Here is a 22,294-nt window from a genome sequence, read left to right on the forward strand (position 1 = left end):
TATCTTAATCCTCTTTTTGTATGATAAATAATGAAGTCAAAGATATGAAAGAGGGATGAAAATGAGAGTTATGTCACTAATACGCATTTGGTTTGCTCTTATGGTATGCATTATTTTATGTGTAGGATTTTTTTTAACTCTAAAATATTCCACTATATCAAAAGCAGAGAGAAAAACTGTTCCATACAAACTTTTGTATACAAAACAAAGCAACATCCCTTATTCCAATGCAACAAATAATGAAAAAAAAGTTATAAAAGGAATGCTTATTACGAAAGCTTCTAGTTCCGAGGCGTTACTCCAAATTGCTGAAACGATTAAAGATCAGTATACAAATAAAAAAATCGATGAAATTACACTTTCTATCCACAATGAAAATAATGGTAATTACGAAGAAGAATTGCCTTACGAACCTATTAGTAAAGGCAAAATAATCGTCACATACGATTCCGAATCCTTTGGCAGTACGAATATTGTACTTAATGAGTAATATCATGTATCTCAACGGATATGGATTAATAGCTAATTAAGATAGACAAAAATCTCTACCGATTAAAATTTTATTTTGTTTTCATACAAAAAAAGAGGCGAATTTTTTTATTCGCCTCTTTCTTTTACCAAAATGAAGGAATCCATTCTTTCACTTTATCAAGCCACTCTTGTTGCTCTTGTTTTCGTTGTTGTTCCTCTTCTTTCCTTCTCTTCTCTTCTTCTTTCCTTCGTTTTTCCTCTTCTATTGTAGTCAATTGTTTTTTATAATCAGCCTCAGATATGAGCGATAACTGGAATGCTTTTTGAGCTGGATTTGCGTTTGCTTTTTTCATAATATCCCGGAACATTGTCGTCGTAATTTGACTACCACCCGGAACATAATGATCGCTATCTGTTTTATCATATCCTACCCAAATCGCACCTACCAAATCTGGCGTGTATCCAACAAACCATGAATCCTTTGCACCGGTGCTCGGGCCATTTACAATTTGAGTAGTTCCTGTCTTACCTGCCGTATCAACATTATTAACTTTCGCCTTTTCGCCCGTTCCCTTTTCGACAACACCTTTTAATAAATATGTCATCTTTTGAGAAATTTTCTCGCTCGTCACTCGTGTCTCTTTCTTATACCACTTTCCAAGCGTTTCACCTTCAGCATTTTGTACCTCCCTAATTGCATGAGCTTCCACTTGGACTCCATCATTTGCAAATGTACTGTATGCTTGAGCCATTACAAATGGAGATGTCCCCACATGCATACCGCCTAAAGCAATCGGATACGTACGATCTTCTGGCACTAATGGGATACCAAATCGCTCTAAAGATTTCAATCCTTTATCTAATCCAATTTGTTCTAATAGCCACACAGCTGAAACATTGTACGACTTTGCCACAGCTTCATACATTGTCACATCACCGTGAAAAGTATGATCGCTATTTTGTGGTTTATATTCTTTAATGTTAAATGGTTCATCTTTTAATATATCGTATACTTCATATCCTTGTTCTAACGCTGGTACATATACAGCCAAAGGCTTTAACGTTGAGCCAGGTTGTCTTTTTAATTGGGTTGCATGGTTAAACTGTAAAAACTGATACGGCCCTCTGCCTCCAACTAGAGCTGGTACACCACCTGTTTTTGGGTTCATAAGAACTACACCCGTTTGCATAAGTTGGTCTGAGCCACTATCTTTGAAATAACTATCATTATTCACAACGTCTTCTACAGCCTGTTGTTTTTTCGGGTCAAGCTCTGTATAAATACGATAACCACCCGCTAAAATTTCATTTTGTGTTAATTCGTACTTTTCCATCGCCTCTCTAACAATATAGTCTACATATTGAGAGTATTTTCCCTTGTATTTATCATCAACGCCACGTTTTAACACAAGTCCGCTCTCTTTTTCTTTATTATACTGTTCGTCAGAAATATACCCTTGCTCTTTCATTAAACTTAATACGACATTACGTCTTTCAATTGACTTGTTAAAGTTTTTATAAGGTGAATACGCAGATGGTGCTTTAATCAAGCCCGCAATCGTTGCAGCTTCTGAAATTGTTAAATCTTTTACATCTTTATCAAAATAAGATTTAGCTGCCCTTTTTATACCCCAAGCACCTTCACCAAAATAAATTTGGTTCATATACATTTCAATGATTTCATCTTTCGTATACGTGCGCTCTATTTTTTTCGTTAAAAAATATTCCTTTATTTTTCGGGAGTATGTGCGGTCTTGTGTCAGAAATACATTTTTCGCAAGTTGTTGTGTTATTGTACTTCCCCCTGCTACAACTTCTCCTGCTGTAATATTTTTAAAAACCGCACTTATAATTCCACTATAATAAATACCATGATGGTTAAAAAATTCCTTATCTTCTACTGCAACAATTGCCTGAACCATAATATCAGGAATATCTTTTCTTTTAACGCCTTCTGTTTTCGAAGAAGCTAATTTAGTTGCGACCTCATTATTTGCATCATAAATTAAAGTCGGTTGTGGAACAGCTTGTTTTAATTCAGATATGTCTTGAATGGAAATTATTATATTTACAGCAATAAATAGAGTAACGAATACACTTCCCAATACAATTAATGAATTACGAAGTTTCTTCCTCTTATTGAACCACTCAAGCATTTTTTTAAAATGAGTGTTCTTCAATTTCATTCGTTCACTTCCTTCATTTATTTACACTCTTCTTTTTAAAAGGAAGAATATACCGCCTTTTAAATTTATTATAATAACGTAGTCATTCCTATAGTGTAAAGCTTTTCTTTTGCATTCATACTTTTTGCAAGAAAAGGACATTCTACAAGTAAGATATTCACTATTGGATATTAATATTATTAATAGAACAACGAGAGTTATGTTAAGTTTTTGTAAACTTTTCGATAAAATGTTTTAAAAAACGACAGTTTTTTGTTAGAATTGATTAGCCAATATATTTTACATATATTACTTTTGTGGGGGTAACAATAATGGTCTTTAAATCAAAAAAAGATAAATTTTCTGAAATGTTAATGAATGTTTCCGAAAATTTAAAAGAAGGCGCGCAGTTTTTCGTGGAGTATAAAATTAAAAATGCTAGCGATTTAAAAGAGTTTTCTATGCGCATGAAAGAGTATGAGTCAAAAGGTGACTCATTTATTCACGAAATCATTATGGAGTTAAACAAAGCGTTTATCACTCCGATTGAGCGTGAGGACATCCTACAACTTGCAATGAGTATGGATGATGTATTAGACGGATTAGATCACAGTGCTGGTCTGTTCGAAATGTATTCTATTACAGAAGCTGATGAATACATGATTAAATTCGTAGAAGCAATTAATCAATGTGCGATTGAGATTGCAAACTCTGTTGAATTAATGTCTAACAAAAAATTAGTCGACATTCGTACAAATGCGATTAAAATTAAGGATTATGAATCACAGTGTGATGATATTCGCCGTCATGCGATTAAGAACTTATTCTCTCGTGAAAAAGATCCGATTAAGATTATTCAATTTAAAGAGATTTACGAAGAGCTTGAAGAAGTAGCTGATAGCTGTCAAAGCGTTGCAAACGTATTAGAAACAATTATTATGAAGAACGCGTAAGGAGTTTGATCATGGATACACTCTTGATACTGACCGTTTTAGTAGTCATTTGCGCTTTAGCTTTTGACTTTATCAATGGATTTCACGATACAGCAAACGCTATTGCAACGGCTGTTTCAACGAAAGCTCTAAAGCCTAGACATGCCATTATTATGGCGGCTATTATGAACTTTTTAGGCGCAATGACATTTACAGGTGTAGCAAAAACGATTACAAAAGATATCGTTGATCCATTCGCCTTACAAAATGGTTCTCTTGTAATTTTAGCTGCTTTGCTTGCGGCGATAGCTTGGAACTTAATTACTTGGTACTACGGTATTCCAAGTAGTTCTTCGCATGCAATTATCGGCTCAATCGCAGGTGCAGCAATTGCGGCCGCTGGGATTAGCTCGCTAAATCTTAAAGGATTTATTAAAATTATTGAAGCTTTAATCATTTCACCGATTATCGCTTTCGTTATTGGTTATATCGTATACAGTATTTTTAAAGTAGTATTTAAAAACTTTAACTTAACAAAAACGAATAAGAACTTCCGTATATTCCAGATTTTCACTGCAGCATTACAAGCCTACACACACGGTACGAATGATGCACAAAAAGCAATGGGAATCATTACGATGGCTCTTATGGCTAATAACTATCATACTTCTAGCGATATCCCGTTCTGGGTACAATTATCTTGTGCTATCGCAATGGGGCTTGGTACTTCTGTCGGTGGATGGAAAATTATTAAAACTGTCGGTGGACAAATTATGAAAATTCGTCCTGTAAATGGTGTAGCTGCCGATTTATCATCATCACTTGTTATTTTCGGTGCAACATTCATTCACTTACCGGTTAGTACAACGCACGTTATCTCTTCTTCTATTTTAGGGGTTGGTGCTTCTCACCGTGTGAAAGGGGTAAAATGGGGAACTGCAAAACGTATGTTAATTACATGGGTTATTACACTTCCTATTTCAGCTTCTTTAGCTGCTCTGTTTTACTACCTATTACATTTTGTTTTCTAATCAAAAGTCGTCTTCCTTATTTTTCTAGGAAGACGACTTTTTTGTGAACAAGCCTATTTCTCATTAAAAAGCGTGTATAATAATTGATGGATAAGTTATTTAGAGGAGTTGGCAATTTTGGAATACATCATGTTACTTTTCATCGGACTAATCGCCGGAACAGTCGGCAGCCTAGTTGGGCTTGGAGGCGGAATTATTATTGTTCCGTTATTAATTGGATTACACAGTTTATCACCACAACTTGCAGTAGGGACTTCTATGGTAACAGTCGTTTTCACAGGACTATCTTCCACCCTTACTTACATGAAGCATAAGCGAGTAGATTATAAAAGTGGACTTATTTTATTTATCGGTAGCGGCCCTGGTGGTATTATCGGATCATGGGCAAATAAATTTTTAAACCAAGACACATTTTCTTTATACTTTGGGATTTTCCTTATATTCGTCTCAATTCTACTTATGCTTCGAGACAAATTAAAACCTCTTTCCCTCTCAAATACGTCTGTAATTAAGCGTTCTTTTACAGATAATGATGGAAATACTGTACACTACCAATTCCCACCGTTTCTTGCTATCTTTATCGCTTTTATAGTTGGGTTTATATCTGGATTATTTGGAATTGGTGGCGGTGCCTTACTTGTTCCAGCAATGATGCTTCTTTTTGCATTCCCAGCACATATTGCAGTAGCAACTTCAATGTTCATCGTATTTCTATCAGCAATTGTAAGTTCTGCAACTCACATCTCACTTGGAAATGTCAGCTGGATTTATGCATTAATCCTGATTCCGGGTGCATGGATTGGCGGAAAAATCGGGGCTTACATTAATACAAAACTAAGTGGTAACGCCGTAATTAATTTATTGCGTATTACGTTAATTATTCTTGGAACTAGATTAATCATTATTTCCCTTTTATAACGTATTCTTTTTAGAATGCGTTTTTCTTATACACATGAATATAAAAATCCTCCGAGGAGAACAAATAAAATTAAACAAACACATAATAACATATAATTTGAAATATGTACTTTCTTCAAGTTGACCACTCCTATAACTGCGACTGTTATCTTTATGATAGCGAAAAAATAGTTCACTTGCAGTTACAGAGTGCTAACAATGCAAAATCAATTATTACAAATTTTATCCTTATATTTCATTTCTTTGTATATTCTATCGATTTAATAAAAAAAGATGTCATATTGACATCTTTTTTAGTGAAGAAGTGACCATCCCATGAAGTCTTCATGTACTTGACACGCCCTCTTATCCTTTCGATCATATAATTCAGCATAACTATCTGTTTCTTCATCATAAGCCATCGTATAAATAATTTGGCCGTCTACTTCAACGGATAAAACGACTCCACCTTTCATCTCTTCTACATGAATGATAGCATTCGCCGGAATTCTCATATCCGTCATTCTCATCGCATCTAACAATATACTAAACCCCCTACAGCGTATTCATTGCTAGTACTATTACACACTAAATAGTATACTACTGTAATAGCATACATTTCGTCAATGAAATTGCTGTTGAAATAGCATATTGTCTATATACATATACGCTAAAATAGAAGAAATAGAAACATATTAATGGGGGGCTAACATTGATTCTACACAAAGGAGATGTACTATTCCGTCAAGGCGAGGACGGTCCTTTATACTTTATAAAAACAGGCTTATTAAAAGTAGTTCGGCTAGAAGAAAACGGAACACCATTTTTATTCAACATTATCGTTCCAGGTGAAACGATACCTCATCATTCTTTAATTTCACCGAAAGAATATCACGGTACAGCTATCGCTTTAATAAAAACAGAAGTGGAACCGATCACTAGTAGTGAATGGTATGAGAGACTTCAAGCAAATCCCGAATCGTATGCTAACATTGCTATGCAATTGCAATCTAAATTAAGAATGATGCAACAACGAATTGATCAATTGACAACCGTCTCTCCGAAAGAACGTCTTCATCGTTTACAAGAATGGTTCACCCTATATTTAGGTGACATTCCTATATATGAAATATTAACACAAACCGAAATTGGCCAACTGATAGGTATACGCCGTGAAACAGTAAACCGTTTATTACGAGAACAAATAAAAAACGAGGTAAAATAAATACCTCGTTTTTTTGCTTATTGTAAGCTTGTTGCTGGGCCGAAAAATTCATAATGAATACGCTCTTGTTTCACACTTAAATCAGTTAGTGCAGCATTTATATGCTTCATAAATGCTACTGGACCACAGAAATAGAACTCTGCTTCAGTTGTCGGAATAATAGTTTTTAACCATTCACTTTCAATGAAACCTTCTTTATCAAAGTTCTTCATTTCTAAATCTTTTTCAGTCGGTGCAGAATAACAAGTATATGCTTTAACTTGTTCATATTCATTTTCTACTGCCTTAACGTGTTCTTTCATTGCATGTGTATTACTATTTATTGCTGCATGAACAAAATATACATTCCGTTTTGAATCTTGTTCAATTAACGTATTTAACATACTCATCATCGGCGTAATCCCTACTCCACCACTAATTAGTACAACTGGTAATGTTGAATCCATATTTAACACGAAATCTCCCGCTGGTGCACTTACTGGTAAAACATCTCCTTCTTTTACATGTCCATGTAAGTAATTAGACACTTTACCGTCTGGTGTATCTACACCTTTTTCTTTTTTTACACTAATACGATAATATTCTTTCCCAGGAGCATCGGATAAACTGTATTGACGATTATGTGTATATGTCTCACCTTCAATATTGATTTGAATCGTTACATATTGACCTGGGATGAATGAAGAAACTTTCCCTCCATCTTCAGGTTTCAAATAAAATGACGTAATAACATCGCTTTCCTTCACTTTTTTTACAATCACAAAGTTGCGGAAGTCTTTCCATCCACCTTCTTTATGTGCAGCTTCTTCATACATCTCTGCTTCAATGCTAATGAATGCATCAGCAATTACACCATATGCTTCTCCCCATGCATTTAAAACTTCATCAGGTGCACCTGCGACCTCTTTAATGGCACGTAGTAAACATGTACCTACAATCGGATAATGCTCAGCTTTAATCCCTAAACTTCTATGCTTATGACCAATTTGTTTTACAACTGGAATAATTGCTTCTAAATTATCAATGTACGTTGCAGCTGCATAAACAGCATTCGCTAACGCTTGTTGTTGTCTTCCCTTTTTCTGATTCGTATGGTTGAAAATATTCAACAATTCCGGATGTTCCGAAAATAAAATTTGATAGAATCTCGTTGTAATTTCAACACCTTTTTCTTGTAATAATGGTACTGTTGACTTTACGATTTCAATTGTTTTTGCACTTAACATTGTATCCCACTCCTCTATTTCCTTAACTGTTTTTAGTTTAACTGAATCTTATAATGCAGATTGTGATTTTAATCACTATTAACACGGTGTTTTTGTGAATAATATATGAACATTGCATTTACAAAAGAAAATAAGCTAACTAGAATTCTAGCTAGCTTATTATTTTGTTTGTATAGCTTGTTCGATTACTTTTATATCTTTCCCATCGCCAAACTCCGTATACCCCCAGATATTCGTTTCACCTCTATATTTATTTACAATAATATCCAAGTCATGATATACACGGTGGGCATACACTACATACTCAATATTTTGAAGTTCCACACCTTTTTTTACAATTTCATAGCTTCTATTTACATCGCGTTTTATTTTTTCATTCTTTATTTCCGTATGTATATTTTTTAAAGATTGTTCTTGTTGTTGAAACCATTGCTTAAATTGATTCCAATCCCCGTCTGTATAATTCTCTGCTTTACCATAATTTAAGAAATTATTATAGCTTTCATGTGTCATTCGAATAAAATCTAGCACTTTTGTCTCTTCTTGCACATCTTCTATTTGAGCTATTGTATTTACCTCAGCAGGCTTATTCGCATAATGTAACAGCACTTTCATAAGACTATAACTCGCAATGATCATCACGATAATAATACCTAATACATTTAACAATTTCTTCATACACAGAACTCCTTCTCTACTAAAAATATTACAACGTATGACTATACTTGTAACATTCTCTCGTAGAAATATAATTCCTGTATTAATTCTTCCTATCATTTCGACAATATTTTTCTATACATTTCTCGTTGGCAAATGTTCTTGTAAAACAATATATCCTTCATAAGCTGTGTAACCGAGTATAACCATTAATCCGATATAACAAGCAAATACTGTCCATTTCGTTTTCGCATCCACTTTATAATAGTTTTCTTGTTGTTCCTTTTCTGTTTTCCATTCATTTAATTTTCTTTCTGACGCTTCAAATGCTTCCCTTATGTGAATTGTATACTCATCTTTTTCATCTTCATATGGAACATAATCTAACGGTTCGAACTTCGGTAAAAGATACTCTAACACTTCCATTTTTTGAAGTTCACCTATTTGTAACTCTTTTTCCCGTTCTCTTTGTCTTAATGCATTCATCTCATGATGCATCACGTATATAGTCCGATGTACAGCACCCGTTTCTTTTAATTCCTCTTCAAGCCTAGTAACATATTCTTTCATCCCATCAATTTTATGCCCTAATTCCTTAATCGGCTCATCTCTCTTTATTACTCTATATAACTCCATACAACCGATAATAACAATAAATCCTCCCAAAATACTTTTAAAGTAAATTGAATAGCCAAGTAATAAAATAAGGCCTGCTCCCCAAATTTTAGTACTGACAACTGAAATAATTCTCCCACCATCTAGCGGCGAAACGGGAATTAAATTAAAGAAATTAATCATACTTCCAAGCAAAATAACAAGCGCCCAAAATGGCTCTTTCGTCATTATATAAAGCGGTATCGCCGGTAAAAATGACAGAAGTCCGAAAAGCGGCCCCATATAGGCAATGTAAGCTTCATCTTTCGCATTTTTCGGCATCTCTTTCATTCCAATAAGGGCCCCCATAAATGGAATAAAGATTGCTGGCGATGTCGGGATCCCCTTTCTTTTCGCAGCCCATAAATGGCCCATTTCATGAACAAACAACAAATAAATGAGCGCTACTCCAAATTTCCAACCATATAGAACTGCGTATGCGCCAAGCGATAGAAACATACTAAATACCGTTGAAAACTTTGCTAATTTAAAAATTGCAAATACCCACTTTAACTTAGACAGTAAAAATAGACCTACCGCAACAATAATTCCCCATAATCCTTTTTTATTATTTTTCATATTCCTCTCCTTTATCTCTCATTAATGAATCATATTCATTCATCAAAGCTTGTTCTTTTCTCTATTATGACATATTTTTTTCTATTGTTAGAAATAATGTTTATATAATCCATTTTCAGCCAAAAATATAAATAAAAGGAGGTGTACACAAATGAATTTACAATCTCTTATAATAGGTGCTCTATCGTTTTTAGCTTCAACTCTTATTTTTTATACCGTTAGTTACGTATTATTATTAGATTTGTTGCCCAATCACGTATTTATTGCCCTTGTCATCCTTTCCGCTCTTATGATTTCTTTTCTTATTACACGAAAATCAATGAATGAGCCATCTGCAAAAGCAAAGTAATAGAGAGGGGTGCTTTCCCCTCTCTATTATCATTTCCTAGGAAAGGCCATATAGATTTGACGAGTTTACATTCATTCCAATCCGTAAGGGCTAATTAAAGGCTCACTTTATCTTTGAAAATTCATTTTTTCACCATAATCTTTAACAATCTGAATTATATTTTGAAACACACCTATTTTTTCTTTTTCACTGTTTAATATTTTCAAATCATAATTTTCGTAATATGTTTCTAATGATTTTAATTGTGATTGTGAAGCGCTTTTTATCAGAACAGTAGCATGCAATTCATATTGCTTATACCCTTCCTTTACTTTTTCACCTAAAATTATTTCACTCTCTTTTGCTCCAATTAATTTTTGAACTTTTTCTGGAAAATTGAGTTGCAAATAATATTCTTGCTCCTTCACTAACTTATTGTATAGTGATTGTGAAATCGTATACCGTACCGTATAATTCACGTTTTGATCGCCTGTTTTAATATGAAATGCGGTAATCTGTAAATCTTTTTTTGTTACTTCTGTTAAAGGGCTTACCTGCATCTCATCTTCTTTTTGTTCTGAGACATTTGGAAATATATCCAAAAGCTTTTCCGTATCTTTTTCATTCAACATATACATAGCTTTCTTATATTGCACCCATCCTCGTCTATCTTCTCCCCTTAACCATGCATAATAAGTTTCTTTTTTCCCATCTCTACTAATTTGTATTTCATATTCAGGTTCACCGAAGCTTCCTGTTATTTCTTGTTTCTCAGCTTTATTCAAAATGTCTATTACTAACTTCGCTTCTGATTCCTGCAACTTTTTCTCTTTATGTTTTTTTTGTATAACGGTTACCCCTATTGTTTCTTTCACTTCATTCACCGTCTCTTCTACTTTTTTTGTTTCTTTTTTCGGCTCAACTTGACCACAAGCTGCTAGTAACATAACAAACAACAACACCAATACATATTTCCCTTTCAAATTAATCCTCCTCTTACGATAAGAAATCCTTATAATCTTCATACATAAAACAAAAACGTGACATCCTATTAAATACGCTATACTAATCATTGAAAGGAGGTCTTTATCATGTCCATTAATTTTCATGATGAAAATAATAAGTACACATATGCAACAAGAAACGCTCATATTTCTTGGGCTGAAATGGTAAAAAACATTACAGAAATACAAAACAAGCAAATAATTGATATCGGCTGTGGTGGTGGGATTTATACGAAAGAACTCGCTCTTATGGGAGCCAAAAATGTTGTGGGACTTGATTTTTCAAAAGAAATATTACAAGCTGCAAAAGAAAATTGTAACAACTTTTCAAACATTTCATTCATCCACGGTGATGCACATAATATCCCATACCCTAATGAAACATTCGACATAGTTATTTCGCGTGCAGTTATTCATCATTTACAAGACATTCCTACATTTTTACGTGAAGCTTCTCGTATATTAAATAAAAACGGTGTACTTATTTTACAAGATCGAACAATTGAAGATTGTACAATTCCAGGAAGTCCCGAACACATTCGCGGATATTTTTTCTCTCTATTTCCAAAACTTATTGAAATAGAGTCAAAAAGACGTCCAAAAACCAACACTATACAGACAGAATTACAAAAACATTCTCTTCATGTACTTCCCGCACAAACACAATGGGAAATACGAAAAATACATGATTCTGTAGAAGCATTATTGCAAGATTTATCTCCTCGAACAGGTCGATCCATTCTATATGAGTTAACAGATGATGAACTTTCTCAACTTCTACAACATATACAGACCGCATTACAAAACGTCTCTCCTATTATTGAAAGAGATCGATGGACAATTTGGAGCGCCATGAAGTTGTAAGGAAGGAAGCCTCACAAAATAATGTGAGGCTTCCTTCCTTTCATAATCTAATTTTGCAACACTCTTGATATCCTCCACTTCTGGCCTGTGCACTTCCACACTTCGGACATACTAAATATCTAGACTGATTTGTCAATAAACTACCTTTTTGAAAGAGTAAAACTTCTGCTTGTTTAAACGAACGCGAATAATATAACCACATAAAACCAATTATAGCAATAATGCCAAATAATACTCCCATCGCAAGCATTTCAGTCACCTCTTTTGGTTTGTTCTTTCCAGCAAGTGGATTGTTGTATTATTCTCTGTAAATTCAAACAATCCCTTCTTTACTCCTATAAATATCAACTTTCTCTATAAATTTTACAATTCTCCGCAAATTTTTACTCCTATTTTACAATTCATTATTCCTTTTGCAACAACGAATATCACTTTCGATATTTCTATATATAAATATATCTTTCAAAAAACATATTGACTTTCTAAAAAAAACATGCAACAATACTGTCAGAATACTTGAATAAAAATTCATTGACGAGAACGAGTACGTTATAGAACTGTTCCCCAGAGAGTTGGCGATTTGCTGAAAGCCAATGTTCAGTGCGTAACCGAAAATCATCTCCGAGAAGTAGAACCGAATGTTACAGTAAGTTCTTACCGGCCGTCCCCCGTTACAAGGAACACGTATCATGTTGTACGTTGCAAAGCCGTATACATATAGATTTATTTCTACATGTGTAAATTAGGGTGGTATCGCGGGTAAATATAACTCGTCCCTTTCTTTAGGGACGAGTTTTTTGTGTTCTTACAAATGAATGAAAAAGGAGGAAAAACAATGAACACTGTATCAAAAAAACATATTTTTTTCACGGGTCTTATGCTATTTTCTTTATTTTTTGGGGCAGGTAATTTAATTTTCCCTCCCATGCTTGGGCAAAACGCAGGTGAAAACTTTTGGCCAGCAATGATTGGATTTTTACTAACAGGAGTTGGCTTACCTCTACTTACTGTTATCGCAATTTCTCTATCAGGAAATGGAATGCAGCAACTTGCAAGTCATGTCCATCCATTATTCGGAATTTTCTTTACAGTAGTTGTATACATTGCCATCGGTCCATCCATGGGCATCCCACGTGTTGCAAATGTCGCTTATGAAATGGGGGTTAGTTCTTTCTTGCCAGAAACAATCCGCTCTAGCAGCCTAGTGCTATTTGTATATACAATCATCTTCTTTACTATCGTATTTTGGCTGAGTTTGAATCCATCTAAACTTGTTGATCGTATTGGGAATGTATTAACACCTATTTTATTACTCTCTATTTTCTTATTATTTGTTAAAAGTGTATTTACACCACTTGGGCAATCAGGACCAGCGATGCAAGAGTATCAAACTTCTCCAATCTTCAAAGGCTTTATGGAAGGCTACTTAACAATGGACACTATTTCAGCACTTGCATTCGGAATTATCGTTGTAAATGCAATTCGCTCTAAAGGTGTGAATGATCGTAATTCCATTGCCATCGCCACAGCAAAAGCAGGGCTTATTGCCGCTACAGGGCTCGTACTTGTATACGGTGCACTCGGCTGGCTTGGGGCAACTAGCGTCTCGCTCGGATATGCAAAAAATGGCGGACAGCTACTTACTGTTATCGTACAACAATTATTCGGTCCATACGGTTTGCTCCTATTATCTCTTATCGTTACACTCGCTTGTTTAACGACATGTGTTGGACTCGTATCTGCGTGCAGCCAATATTTTTCAACATTATTGACTACATTTTCATACAAAACGTTCGCGAGTATCATTTGCGCATTAGGATTACTAGTTGCCAACTTAGGTTTAACGAAGATTATCGCAATCTCTGTTCCAATTCTACTTGTTGTGTATCCAATTGCGATTGTACTCGTACTACTATCATTACTTCATAAATACTTCGGTGGATATCGCTCTGTTTATGTAGGTGCTTTAATTGGAGCAGCTGTAGTGAGCGTATTTGATGGATTAAAACAAGGTGGTATTTCAGTTTCATTTATCACACCATATTTTGAATTTATCCCTTTATATAATGAAGGAATCGGCTGGCTAATACCAGCATTAGTAGGAGGTCTTATTGGTCTTGCAACGGCTAGGTTAATCGGTACGAAAAAAGTTCCATTAGTAACCGAATCTCACGAAGTAAAAGCCTCCTAAAAAAACTCCCAAAAGGGAGTTTTTTTACATTTGATACGCAGCATGATTAAAACTGCTTATTTTATAAGCCTTCGTATAATATTCAATATTTGTATCAACTGTTTCTACCTTGACAACATCATAGCGCTCTTCTTGCTTTACTAAAAATAAATAGTATTCCTCTGTTGCCTCAATAATCGCAATTTTATCTGTTTCAACATTATATTGTTCACAAAGCGCTTGTAATGCGTTCACATAATCCCCTAATTTTTTAGACTTATCCATTCCGAATATAGTTTGAACTAACATATACATTCTCCCCTTTATATGTACTGTTAACACCTCAATGATAACGCTTACATTATTTATCGTCAATAAAAACATTCAATTGTTTTAACGCCAAATCTATATTGTATCGAGCCAATAATCAGCGAGGAATTCCCCTCCAATTAAAGCTTCGCATTAACTGCCCGTAAAAGCCCGATTGGTGAGGGCTGATAATCAGTGGGAGAGGAACAACCTCCCCACTGATTAAAGTTTCACTTTATCACTTCGTTAATTGATGCCTAAATGCATAAATAACCGCCTGAGTACGGTCACTTACATTCAATTTATTTAATATATTACTCACATGTGTCTTTACCGTTTTCAGTGCAATAAATAACTCGTCCGCAATCTCTTGATTACTTTTTCCCTCTGCAATTAATAACAAAATCTCAAACTCTCTTTCCGTTAAATCATCATGCAAAGGTTGCTCTTTCTTTTGACGCATACGGGACATCATTTTCCCGGTAACTTTCGGCTCTAATACTGTTTCTCCATCATAAGTAGCTCGTACAGCATCAGCAATATCACTTGCTCTTGATGTTTTTAATAAGTAACTGGTCGCCCCAGCCTCAATAACAGGATACAATTTTTCGTCATCTAAAAAGCTTGTTACAACTACAATTTTTGCTTCTGGCCATTCTTGAATAATAGCACGTGTTGCTTCGACACCATCCATCTCATCCATAACAAGGTCCATTAAAATAATATCCGGCCTTAATTGCAATGCTAATTCTGATCCTTTTCTTCCATTCTCAGCTTCCCCTACTACTTCAATATCTGGCTGTGTAGATAAATATGCCGATACACCCATACGAACCATTTCATGATCATCGACAAGCAATACTTTTATCATACTTCTCCCCCTCTCTCAATCATAATCGGTACTTTTACTTCTATTTGTGTACCTTTGGCCGGGAAACTAAGTACCTTAAGTGTCCCACCAATTTCATGAACACGCTCTTGCATCGATCTTAGGCCATATGAACCAGCCTTATTAACCCCTACTTCAAACCCAACGCCGTCATCAATGATTTTTAAAATCGCATATTGATCAATTTTTCGAAGGCGCACTTCTGTTTTCTTTGCCTTCGCGTGTCGCAACGTGTTTGATAGCGCTTCTTGCACAATACGGAATAAATGATCTTCTACACCTTTTTTTAATTCTATTGGCTCAATAAGCCATTCAATTTTCATATGTTGTTTTCGCGATAATTCCGTTAATAATTCCTCTATACCTTCTGTCAGTTTCTTACCTTCCAATTGTACAGGACGTAAATGAAGGAGCAATGCTCTCATTTCTGATTGAGCATTTACAACCATATTTTCAACAAGTTGCAATTGTTTTTTTGTCACCTCTGGAAATTCAGTTATTTGTTCATTAATCGCTGACATCATCATCGACATTGCGAAAAGCTGCTGACTTACTGAATCATGCAACTCCCTTGCTAAACGATGCCTTTCTTGAGAAATCGCTTCTTGTCTCATCTCTTCATTCCAATGAGCTCGTTCATTCGTTACTTTTTGAAAGAGTCCAGCTTGCTCCTCTAATCGACGAGCCAGAACGATTACTTTTCGTTCCACTTCATGAAATTCATCATCTGCAGTAAACGAAACATCGCTCGGAAAATTCCCTCGCTCTACTTCAAATAGAAAAGTATTTAATCCTTGTATACGCTGCTCTATATAATAACCGATTGCATATCCTACAATTCCCCCGATAAGTAAACTTGTAGTCATAATAAACAAGCCAATTGGAACAGAAGCGATGGATTCCTTCCATAATAAATCATACACTTGTTGCTCGCTTTTCCATACATATACAATTGTACAAATGAGTGCGATACTAACTGAGGACAACATAGAATAACGAATATACATCCACGAAATATTTTTTTGTTTCTTCATTATACTTTCCTCACTTCCGTGTCGCCTACGACAAGCGAAGAAATAATTTTAATACGACGAGGAGCCTCTTTATACTGCTCTGTTCTAAATGTAACATTGCGGTTAAACCCTGTCTCTTCATGACCTGGCAAGAGCACACGTCCGACAATAACAGAATGATTTAAAGAAAGTTCAATATCATATGGCACATATAAACGAATATTACCAACGACACCCCGAATAACAATTACCGTTTCCCCTTCTGGAATCATAGCAGTTGTTAAATCTATTTCCACATCACAAGCACCATATTGAACATTAATATCCTCAAGTTCATAAATATGATCCATCATTCGTACATTGCCTACAAACATATTTTTCAAATATGTTTCTGTACGATATATTTGCTTCTCTTCGTCTATAATCCCTTTTTCTTTAATTTCAACCTTCATTGCTTTTTGCTGATGCCCTTGTTGAATCAATTGATAACCAATTAAAGCTAAACAAGCAAATACGACAAGAACAAATGCTGCTGATGAAAATAAGAAAAATAAAAATACGATACCACCAACAAATAAAAATACATTTCCCCGTACATAACGATTCTTTTTACGATAATGCCTTCCAAACATAAGCATAATAAATGCAAAAATGAGACCACCTGGTTCAAAATGTCCAAGTATCATATCAAGAAAAAGACCGAATCCAAATATGATGAGGAGCATCCCCATTAATTGTGTCTTTGAAAAATGTTTCTTCATTTCAGCTCCCCCCTTCTTGTCACATATACATAGAAGAAAAGGCATTGCTTTCCAACACCTTTTCTCCTATCACTATATCATAAGCCTGTTTTATAATATACTACTATTATTTTGTTAACTCTTTCGTTAACGATACATCATTCTTTTCTTTCATTTCACGCTCAAGTTTTGCAATTTTCATATCAAACGTGTCACGCTCATGCTCTTCATTCATACGAGTTTCTAAGTCACGAATATGATCTTCAATCTCTTCAAATCGTAAGAACGGATTATTTTCATCCATTTTATGCATCGCAGTATTCATACGACGATTTGCATGTGCCATATTTTCACGTGCCATTAGTTCCATGCGCTTTGCGTGCATTTCTTTTAATTTATTTTTCATTTCAGAAAGACGACGCTCTAACTCATCAATTTGCTCTACAACACCTGCATACATTTCTTCTAATCGAGTTACTTGCCCTTCATAATAAGCTACCTCTTCTAACGCACGTTCGTGCAATTGTAATTCGTCTGCTTCTTGAGCAATGATAGCTTGCTTTGATCTTTTATTAACGAAATAACGTGCTTGCTCAAGCTCACGAGCAAAATTAGATTTTAATGTTTTATGACGCTCAATTAACTTCTCAATTTTTGTTATTTCACGCTCACTATCACGTAAATATTGGTTTAACATCGCAATTGGATTTTTTCTTTCCTTCTCATCTAACACGTTATGAAAATCAGCTAAAATTGCATCGCGTACACGTCCGAATAAAGATTGTTTCATTATAAATCTTCCTCTCTTCTACTTTATTTATAATTTGATTTATTGTTTTAGTTTTTCATTAATTTGTTCCACTCATCTTCAAAGTTACTATATGGTTTAGAACTTTCTGGAGCAGATTCAACAACTACATCTTTTTCTTTTTTCCACTCACGGTATCCGTAGTATAAAACCACTAAAGCAGCGATACCGATTAATGCTGGCGAATGAGAAAGTGCAATGGATAAACCGATTAAACCAACAATACCCCAAGCTAACTTTCCAAAAAATGATTTAGCTCGCACAAATGATTTATAGCTCCAATATACAACTCCTGCTCCGATTGCGAATCCTACAATACCAGCAAGACTACCAAGAGCAATTAAAGCCAAAATACCGGCTGCGATAAACGCTAGAAATTGTTTCATCTTGTGCTTGCCTCCCTTCGATTTGATACTCTTATCTTAACTATTTTTTCATCTTTCCATAACGAGCTTAAGAACCGTTTTTAACTCAGACTTAAGACCGAGTCATATTCAGCCCTTTACGCAAAAAAACGTGCAGAGTCTATTCTCTGCACGTTTTTTAATTACTAACATTCATATTAAATTAAGCTGTTTTATGATACTCTTTTTTCTCAGCTACTTTCGAAAACCTTGGAAACCCAATTAAAATAGAAACAATCCCACATACTCCAACTAAGATTGGATAAAATGCATATGGCAACAATTCAACCGGAGATAACGCTGCAAATCCTGCTGCCGTTAACATTTGGGCACCGTACGGAATTAATCCTTGCACACAACATGAGAAAAGATCTAATACACTCGCTGATTTACGAGGATCTATTTCATATTGATCTGCAATATTTTTTGCAAGCGGGCCTGTAAAGATAATTGAAATCGTATTATTCGCTGTACACATATTCGTCATACTCACTAAACCAGCAATACCAAATTCCGCTCCTTTTTTCGAACGAATATTACGTGTTAATACATTCATTAAATATTGAATACCACCATTATATTGGATTAATTCAACCATACCGCCAATTAATATAGCAAGTAATACTAACTCCATCATACCGCCCATTCCAGTCGTTACACTTTTAAAGAAACTTTCTAACGTGTAACTTCCATCTATAAGGCCGATAACACCAGATAGTACAGTTCCACCAGTTAATACAATAAGTACATTCCAGCCAAGTAGCGCTGTAATAAGTACTCCTGCGTACGGTAAAATCTTTATCCAATCAAAGCTATGTGCTTTAATCTGCGTGTCACTTCCTGAAGTAACTATTACTAATAGTACAATTGTAATAATAGCCGCTGGTAACACAATTAAAAAGTTCGTTTTAAACTTATCTTTCATTTCTGTTCCTTGTGAACGAACAGCTGCGATTGTTGTATCTGAAATAAATGATAAATTATCACCAAACATCGCTCCGCCAACAACAGTAGCCATTGCAAGCGCAATTGAGATATCAGTTTGACCACTAATACCTACAGCAATCGGCGCTAATGCTGCAATTGTTCCCATTGAAGTTCCCATCGCTAATGAAATAAATGCACCAATAACAAAGATTCCAGCTACGATAAATCCTGGCGGTAAAATAGTTAACGCTAAATTAACAGTTGAGTCTACTCCGCCCATTCCTTTAGCAGTTTCAGAAAACGCACCTGCAAGCACAAAAATTAATACCATAATCATAATATCCGGATTTCCTGCACCTTTAGCGAACCGCTCTACTTTCACATTAAAACTTTCTTTACGATTCATCACTAAAGCGACTCCTACAGCAATTGAAATCGCTACAAGTATCGGCAATTTATAGAAATCACCTGTAATAATTCCAGAACCAATAAATAGCGCCAAAAATATCCCAAGTGGTAATAAAGCTAAACCATTTCCTCTCGTTTCTTTCAAAGTACCATCTCTCCCTAGTTTCAACCTTTTTCTAATGAATAACAAAAGACCTCTTCCGATGAGAAGAGGTCTTATACATCTATAAGAAACACTCTTCTCATCTTTCAAGCACACGCTTGCTGGATTTGGCACAGCACTCTGAAATCGAGTCCGCTGCCGAGGCATCGTAGGGCCAGTCCCTCCGCCTCTCTTTATAAGAAGGTTTCATATTTATTTTTTAATAATAATTTCTTCCCTAACTTTACTCGCTTACAAAACAAAAGTCAATTATTTTTTGTATAGATTTTTTTGGTAATTATACAAAAATTTGAATACAACAATCATTTTAACTTTTCGATTTCTTCTTCCAATATTGAAATCCAATAAAATTCACTATTTTTTATTGTTGCTAATATCCATTTCGTAGTGTGCCAAGCTAGCTCATACTCTTCCTTCGTGACATCACCACTTTTATAAGCATCCTCTAGCTCCTCTTCATCTAATACATACACCTTACCGCTAGATAATAATACTACATCTAAATATAAATCATCAAAATACGGTAAACCACGATCGTCTATTTTATATTCTTTCGCCACATCGATATAATATTGCACTAATTTTTTCTGATCATCTAACATAGCGGTAATCGCAAAGTTTTTCCCGTCTATGAAATATTGAATCCACGTATACTGATCTGCTGCAATACAAAGTTCTTCACCATCATATTCTTTACAACTAGGCTCTCTCACCTTTTTTATATCCAGTATTCCGAGCATTCCCTCTTCCATTTGCTTAACCGTATAACTCTTTTCTATTAGTCTCTTCCACGAAGAACCGTCACCATATTTACGTTTCATTATGTCTACTCCTCTTCTATATACAGAAAAGCTCCCACATATTATGTGAGAGCTTGTTCATATTATAATTAAGCCGCTTGACCCTTTTCAGAAATCTCTTTTAAATAAGCTTGTCCTTTTTCAGCGTCATATTGACCTTCCCACTTAGACATAACTACAGCTGCTAAAGAGTTTCCTACAACGTTAACTGCTGTACGAGCCATATCTAAAATACGGTCAATACCAGCAATGAACGCTAAGCCTTCAGGTGGAATACCTACTGTACCAAGTGTCGCTAATAATACAACGAATGATACGCCCGGTACACCTGCGATCCCTTTTGATGTAACCATTAATACAAGCAACAATGTAATTTGTTGTGTAATAGATAAATCAATACCGTACATTTGCGCTAAGAAAATAGCCGCAATTGCTTGATATAAAGTTGATCCATCTAAGTTAAATGAATAACCTGTCGGAATAACGAAAGATGTAATTGCTTTCGGACAACCGAATTTCTCCATTTTCTCCATGATTTTTGGTAAAACTGTTTCTGAGCTTGCTGTAGAATACGCTAAAATCAGCTCGTCTTTTAAAATCTTAAAGAATTGGAAAATGTTAATTCCAAATATTTTCGCTGTAAGTCCTAAGACAACTACGACGAAGAAGATCATTGCTCCATATACGACAATTAGTAATTTCCCTAATGGAATTAATGAAGCAAGACCAAATGTAGAAACTGTAACACCAATTAGTGCAAATACACCAAATGGTGCAAATTTCATAACTTGGTTTGTTACGTAAAACATTGCGTCAGCCACACCTTGGAAAAATTGAAGAACTGGTCTTCCTCTTTCACCAATTGCTGCTACACCTAAACCAAATAGTACAGAGAAGAAGATAATAGCTAGCATATCTCCGTCAGCTAACGACTTCATAATGTTCGTTGGAACAATATTTACAAATGTATCTGCAAATGAATGACTTTGTACTTGCTCTGTCGTATGTGTATATTTCGAAATATCTGTCTTTGTTAACTGCTCCATATTTACGCCTTTTCCTGGTTGGAAAATATTCGCTATTAATAGACCGACAATAATTGCAATTGTTGTAATGATTTCAAAGTAAATAATTGTTTTTCCGCCTAGTCGACCTAATTTTTTAACATCGCCAACACCAGCAACCCCAACAACAATACTTGCTACAACAATTGGCACAACGATCATTTTAATTAATCGGATGAAAATATCACCAATTGGTTGTAAATAACTCACCACTGCTGGATTGCCAAAGAAAATCGCCCCAACCGCAATACCAAGCGCAAGTCCTATTAATATTTGCCATGCTAGTCCTATTCTTTTCATATTTGTTGTAACCCCCTCTTCGATGTGTCACTCTATCTCTCATTCTATCTCTATAAAACTAAGAAATTAAGAGTATTACATATTATTCGACAATTCACTACATTTTGTCCCTGTTAAAAATCATAAATCAAAAATTTAAATCTGACAACAAAATAACTTTGCCCGAACGCAAATAATTTTCTTGACAAAAAGTAGACCCATGTCAGAAAACCTCACATGAGAACGATTCCTCACTAGTGTTTTATTAGCTTTCCAAGTAATATTTC

General features: G+C 34.9%; 24 protein-coding genes, 1 riboswitch and 1 other annotated feature. Of the genes, 8 read left to right on the forward strand and 16 right to left on the reverse strand.

All coding sequences use genetic code 11. From position 1 onward, the window contains the following. Positions 1–61: 61 nt before the first annotated feature. Complete coding sequence (locus ACTFSL_RS01910; RefSeq protein WP_001265569.1) at positions 62–490, forward strand: hypothetical protein; 429 nt, start codon at positions 62–64, stop codon at positions 488–490. Between the two features lie 124 nt (positions 491–614). Here the strand turns inward: ACTFSL_RS01910 and ACTFSL_RS01915 are convergent, their stop codons facing one another. Further along, positions 615–2,657: a transglycosylase domain-containing protein gene (locus ACTFSL_RS01915; protein ID WP_000769242.1), complete on the reverse strand. Its 2,043-nt coding sequence runs from the start codon at positions 2,655–2,657 to the stop codon at positions 615–617. A gap of 311 nt (positions 2,658–2,968) precedes the next feature. On the opposite strand from ACTFSL_RS01915, the gene ACTFSL_RS01920 reads away from it, so the two are divergent. The 3 genes from ACTFSL_RS01920 to ACTFSL_RS01930 all read left to right on the forward strand — a co-directional run bounded on the left by ACTFSL_RS01920 (position 2,969) and on the right by ACTFSL_RS01930 (position 5,517). Further along, on the forward strand, positions 2,969–3,589 hold the full coding sequence (locus ACTFSL_RS01920; protein WP_000231449.1) for a DUF47 domain-containing protein: 621 nt from the start codon (positions 2,969–2,971) through the stop codon (positions 3,587–3,589). An 11-nt stretch (positions 3,590–3,600) separates the two neighbouring features. After that, entirely contained in the window at positions 3,601–4,599 is a 999-nt protein-coding gene (locus ACTFSL_RS01925; RefSeq protein ID WP_000380272.1) for an inorganic phosphate transporter, read from the forward strand. Positions 4,600–4,716: 117 nt separating this feature from the next. Further along, positions 4,717–5,517: a sulfite exporter TauE/SafE family protein gene (locus tag ACTFSL_RS01930; RefSeq protein WP_000455762.1), complete on the forward strand. Its 801-nt coding sequence runs from the start codon at positions 4,717–4,719 to the stop codon at positions 5,515–5,517. Between the two features lie 293 nt (positions 5,518–5,810). Here ACTFSL_RS01930 and ACTFSL_RS01935 read toward each other — a convergent pair whose 3' ends face one another. Further along, entirely contained in the window at positions 5,811–6,038 is a 228-nt protein-coding gene (locus ACTFSL_RS01935; protein WP_000883008.1) for a hypothetical protein, read from the reverse strand. A 170-nt stretch (positions 6,039–6,208) separates the two neighbouring features. Here ACTFSL_RS01935 and ACTFSL_RS01940 point away from each other — a divergent pair, with 170 nt between their 5' ends. Then, positions 6,209–6,721, forward strand: a complete 513-nt coding sequence (locus tag ACTFSL_RS01940) for a Crp/Fnr family transcriptional regulator (protein WP_000600589.1) — start codon at positions 6,209–6,211, stop codon at positions 6,719–6,721. A 17-nt stretch (positions 6,722–6,738) separates the two neighbouring features. Here ACTFSL_RS01940 and hmpA read toward each other — a convergent pair whose 3' ends face one another. From hmpA to ACTFSL_RS01955, 3 genes are all read right to left on the reverse strand, one after another. Next, positions 6,739–7,947 (reverse strand): NO-inducible flavohemoprotein, encoded by a 1,209-nt coding sequence (gene hmpA / locus ACTFSL_RS01945; RefSeq protein WP_088338245.1) that lies wholly within the window; start codon positions 7,945–7,947, stop codon positions 6,739–6,741. Positions 7,948–8,106: 159 nt separating this feature from the next. Continuing rightward, positions 8,107–8,625: a hypothetical protein gene (locus ACTFSL_RS01950; RefSeq protein ID WP_000735227.1), complete on the reverse strand. Its 519-nt coding sequence runs from the start codon at positions 8,623–8,625 to the stop codon at positions 8,107–8,109. Between the two features lie 114 nt (positions 8,626–8,739). Further along, complete coding sequence (locus ACTFSL_RS01955; RefSeq protein ID WP_000794503.1) at positions 8,740–9,837, reverse strand: site-2 protease family protein; 1,098 nt, start codon at positions 9,835–9,837, stop codon at positions 8,740–8,742. Positions 9,838–9,988: 151 nt separating this feature from the next. Between ACTFSL_RS01955 and ACTFSL_RS01960 the strand changes: the two genes are divergently transcribed. Next, a complete protein-coding gene (locus tag ACTFSL_RS01960; RefSeq protein WP_001053356.1) occupies positions 9,989–10,186 on the forward strand; it encodes a hypothetical protein in 198 nt (65 codons plus the stop codon). Between the two features lie 107 nt (positions 10,187–10,293). Here ACTFSL_RS01960 and ACTFSL_RS01965 read toward each other — a convergent pair whose 3' ends face one another. Continuing rightward, on the reverse strand, positions 10,294–11,148 hold the full coding sequence (locus tag ACTFSL_RS01965) for a hypothetical protein (protein ID WP_000677061.1): 855 nt from the start codon (positions 11,146–11,148) through the stop codon (positions 10,294–10,296). Positions 11,149–11,256: 108 nt separating this feature from the next. Here ACTFSL_RS01965 and ACTFSL_RS01970 point away from each other — a divergent pair, with 108 nt between their 5' ends. After that, complete coding sequence (locus ACTFSL_RS01970; RefSeq protein WP_000026281.1) at positions 11,257–12,033, forward strand: class I SAM-dependent methyltransferase; 777 nt, start codon at positions 11,257–11,259, stop codon at positions 12,031–12,033. Between the two features lie 40 nt (positions 12,034–12,073). On the opposite strand, the gene ACTFSL_RS01975 is transcribed toward ACTFSL_RS01970, so the two are convergent. Further along, the gene (locus ACTFSL_RS01975; RefSeq protein ID WP_000880630.1) at positions 12,074–12,283 is read right to left on the reverse strand and encodes a hypothetical protein; all 210 of its coding nucleotides are present in this window, start codon (positions 12,281–12,283) and stop codon (positions 12,074–12,076) included. A 272-nt stretch (positions 12,284–12,555) separates the two neighbouring features. Continuing rightward, positions 12,556–12,814, forward strand: a binding site (T-box leader). Positions 12,815–12,868: 54 nt separating this feature from the next. On the opposite strand from ACTFSL_RS01975, the gene brnQ3 reads away from it, so the two are divergent. Continuing rightward, positions 12,869–14,224 (forward strand): branched-chain amino acid transport system II carrier protein BrnQ3, encoded by a 1,356-nt coding sequence (brnQ3, locus tag ACTFSL_RS01980; protein ID WP_400155263.1) that lies wholly within the window; start codon positions 12,869–12,871, stop codon positions 14,222–14,224. 24 nt (positions 14,225–14,248) lie between these two features. On the opposite strand, the gene ACTFSL_RS01985 is transcribed toward brnQ3, so the two are convergent. The 9 genes from ACTFSL_RS01985 to gltP all read right to left on the reverse strand — a co-directional run bounded on the left by ACTFSL_RS01985 (position 14,249) and on the right by gltP (position 22,028). Continuing rightward, the gene (locus ACTFSL_RS01985; RefSeq protein ID WP_119683145.1) at positions 14,249–14,587 is read right to left on the reverse strand and encodes a DUF3922 domain-containing protein; all 339 of its coding nucleotides are present in this window, start codon (positions 14,585–14,587) and stop codon (positions 14,249–14,251) included. A 163-nt stretch (positions 14,588–14,750) separates the two neighbouring features. Next, positions 14,751–15,383: a response regulator gene (locus ACTFSL_RS01990; RefSeq protein ID WP_000598707.1), complete on the reverse strand. Its 633-nt coding sequence runs from the start codon at positions 15,381–15,383 to the stop codon at positions 14,751–14,753. Beyond that, on the reverse strand, positions 15,380–16,435 hold the full coding sequence (locus ACTFSL_RS01995) for a sensor histidine kinase (protein WP_000744329.1): 1,056 nt from the start codon (positions 16,433–16,435) through the stop codon (positions 15,380–15,382). The genes ACTFSL_RS01990 and ACTFSL_RS01995 overlap by 4 nt, the downstream gene beginning before the upstream one ends. Continuing rightward, positions 16,435–17,175 carry a cell wall-active antibiotics response protein LiaF gene (liaF, locus tag ACTFSL_RS02000; RefSeq protein ID WP_000716095.1) on the reverse strand — a complete coding sequence of 247 codons (741 nt, stop codon included), beginning with the start codon at positions 17,173–17,175 and terminating at the stop codon, positions 16,435–16,437. Before liaF ends, ACTFSL_RS01995 begins: the two co-directional genes overlap by 1 nt. Positions 17,176–17,281: 106 nt before the next feature. Next, on the reverse strand, positions 17,282–17,944 hold the full coding sequence (locus ACTFSL_RS02005) for a PspA/IM30 family protein (protein ID WP_000814124.1): 663 nt from the start codon (positions 17,942–17,944) through the stop codon (positions 17,282–17,284). 47 nt (positions 17,945–17,991) lie between these two features. Continuing rightward, on the reverse strand, positions 17,992–18,348 hold the full coding sequence (locus ACTFSL_RS02010) for a lmo0954 family membrane protein (protein ID WP_000808640.1): 357 nt from the start codon (positions 18,346–18,348) through the stop codon (positions 17,992–17,994). A 181-nt stretch (positions 18,349–18,529) separates the two neighbouring features. Continuing rightward, a complete protein-coding gene (locus tag ACTFSL_RS02015) occupies positions 18,530–19,846 on the reverse strand; it encodes a Na+/H+ antiporter NhaC family protein (RefSeq protein WP_000665496.1) in 1,317 nt (438 codons plus the stop codon). Positions 19,847–19,940: 94 nt separating this feature from the next. Beyond that, positions 19,941–20,046, reverse strand: a riboswitch (SAM riboswitch). 120 nt (positions 20,047–20,166) lie between these two features. Further along, on the reverse strand, positions 20,167–20,685 hold the full coding sequence (locus ACTFSL_RS02020) for a DUF402 domain-containing protein (protein ID WP_000824657.1): 519 nt from the start codon (positions 20,683–20,685) through the stop codon (positions 20,167–20,169). 68 nt (positions 20,686–20,753) lie between these two features. After that, complete coding sequence (gene gltP / locus ACTFSL_RS02025; protein ID WP_000821134.1) at positions 20,754–22,028, reverse strand: glutamate/aspartate:proton symporter GltP; 1,275 nt, start codon at positions 22,026–22,028, stop codon at positions 20,754–20,756. Between the last annotated feature and the right edge of the window lie 266 nt (positions 22,029–22,294).

The organism is Bacillus cereus group sp. MYBK108-1 (assembly GCF_051917185.1).
GTDB classification, from domain to species: Bacteria; Bacillota; Bacilli; order Bacillales; family Bacillaceae_G; genus Bacillus_A; species Bacillus_A cereus.

What these genes read in the sequence shown, in the direction of transcription:
- ACTFSL_RS01910 (WP_001265569.1), top strand. Translation starts at nt 62, where the DNA reads ATGAGAGTTATGTCACTAATACGCATTTGGTTTGCTCTTATGGTATGC.
- ACTFSL_RS01915 (WP_000769242.1), bottom strand. Translation starts at nt 2,657, where the DNA reads ATGAAATTGAAGAACACTCATTTTAAAAAAATGCTTGAGTGGTTCAAT.
- ACTFSL_RS01920 (WP_000231449.1), top strand. Translation starts at nt 2,969, where the DNA reads ATGGTCTTTAAATCAAAAAAAGATAAATTTTCTGAAATGTTAATGAAT.
- ACTFSL_RS01925 (WP_000380272.1), top strand. Translation starts at nt 3,601, where the DNA reads ATGGATACACTCTTGATACTGACCGTTTTAGTAGTCATTTGCGCTTTA.
- hmpA (WP_088338245.1), bottom strand. Translation starts at nt 7,947, where the DNA reads ATGTTAAGTGCAAAAACAATTGAAATCGTAAAGTCAACAGTACCATTA.
- ACTFSL_RS01950 (WP_000735227.1), bottom strand. Translation starts at nt 8,625, where the DNA reads ATGAAGAAATTGTTAAATGTATTAGGTATTATTATCGTGATGATCATT.
- ACTFSL_RS01955 (WP_000794503.1), bottom strand. Translation starts at nt 9,837, where the DNA reads ATGAAAAATAATAAAAAAGGATTATGGGGAATTATTGTTGCGGTAGGT.
- ACTFSL_RS01960 (WP_001053356.1), top strand. Translation starts at nt 9,989, where the DNA reads ATGAATTTACAATCTCTTATAATAGGTGCTCTATCGTTTTTAGCTTCA.
- ACTFSL_RS01970 (WP_000026281.1), top strand. Translation starts at nt 11,257, where the DNA reads ATGTCCATTAATTTTCATGATGAAAATAATAAGTACACATATGCAACA.
- ACTFSL_RS01975 (WP_000880630.1), bottom strand. Translation starts at nt 12,283, where the DNA reads ATGCTTGCGATGGGAGTATTATTTGGCATTATTGCTATAATTGGTTTT.
- brnQ3 (WP_400155263.1), top strand. Translation starts at nt 12,869, where the DNA reads ATGAACACTGTATCAAAAAAACATATTTTTTTCACGGGTCTTATGCTA.
- ACTFSL_RS01985 (WP_119683145.1), bottom strand. Translation starts at nt 14,587, where the DNA reads ATGTTTTTATTGACGATAAATAATGTAAGCGTTATCATTGAGGTGTTA.
- ACTFSL_RS01990 (WP_000598707.1), bottom strand. Translation starts at nt 15,383, where the DNA reads ATGATAAAAGTATTGCTTGTCGATGATCATGAAATGGTTCGTATGGGT.
- ACTFSL_RS01995 (WP_000744329.1), bottom strand. Translation starts at nt 16,435, where the DNA reads ATGAAGAAACAAAAAAATATTTCGTGGATGTATATTCGTTATTCTATG.
- liaF (WP_000716095.1), bottom strand. Translation starts at nt 17,175, where the DNA reads ATGAAGAAACATTTTTCAAAGACACAATTAATGGGGATGCTCCTCATC.
- ACTFSL_RS02005 (WP_000814124.1), bottom strand. Translation starts at nt 17,944, where the DNA reads ATGAAACAATCTTTATTCGGACGTGTACGCGATGCAATTTTAGCTGAT.
- ACTFSL_RS02010 (WP_000808640.1), bottom strand. Translation starts at nt 18,348, where the DNA reads ATGAAACAATTTCTAGCGTTTATCGCAGCCGGTATTTTGGCTTTAATT.
- ACTFSL_RS02020 (WP_000824657.1), bottom strand. Translation starts at nt 20,685, where the DNA reads ATGAAACGTAAATATGGTGACGGTTCTTCGTGGAAGAGACTAATAGAA.
- gltP (WP_000821134.1), bottom strand. Translation starts at nt 22,028, where the DNA reads ATGAAAAGAATAGGACTAGCATGGCAAATATTAATAGGACTTGCGCTT.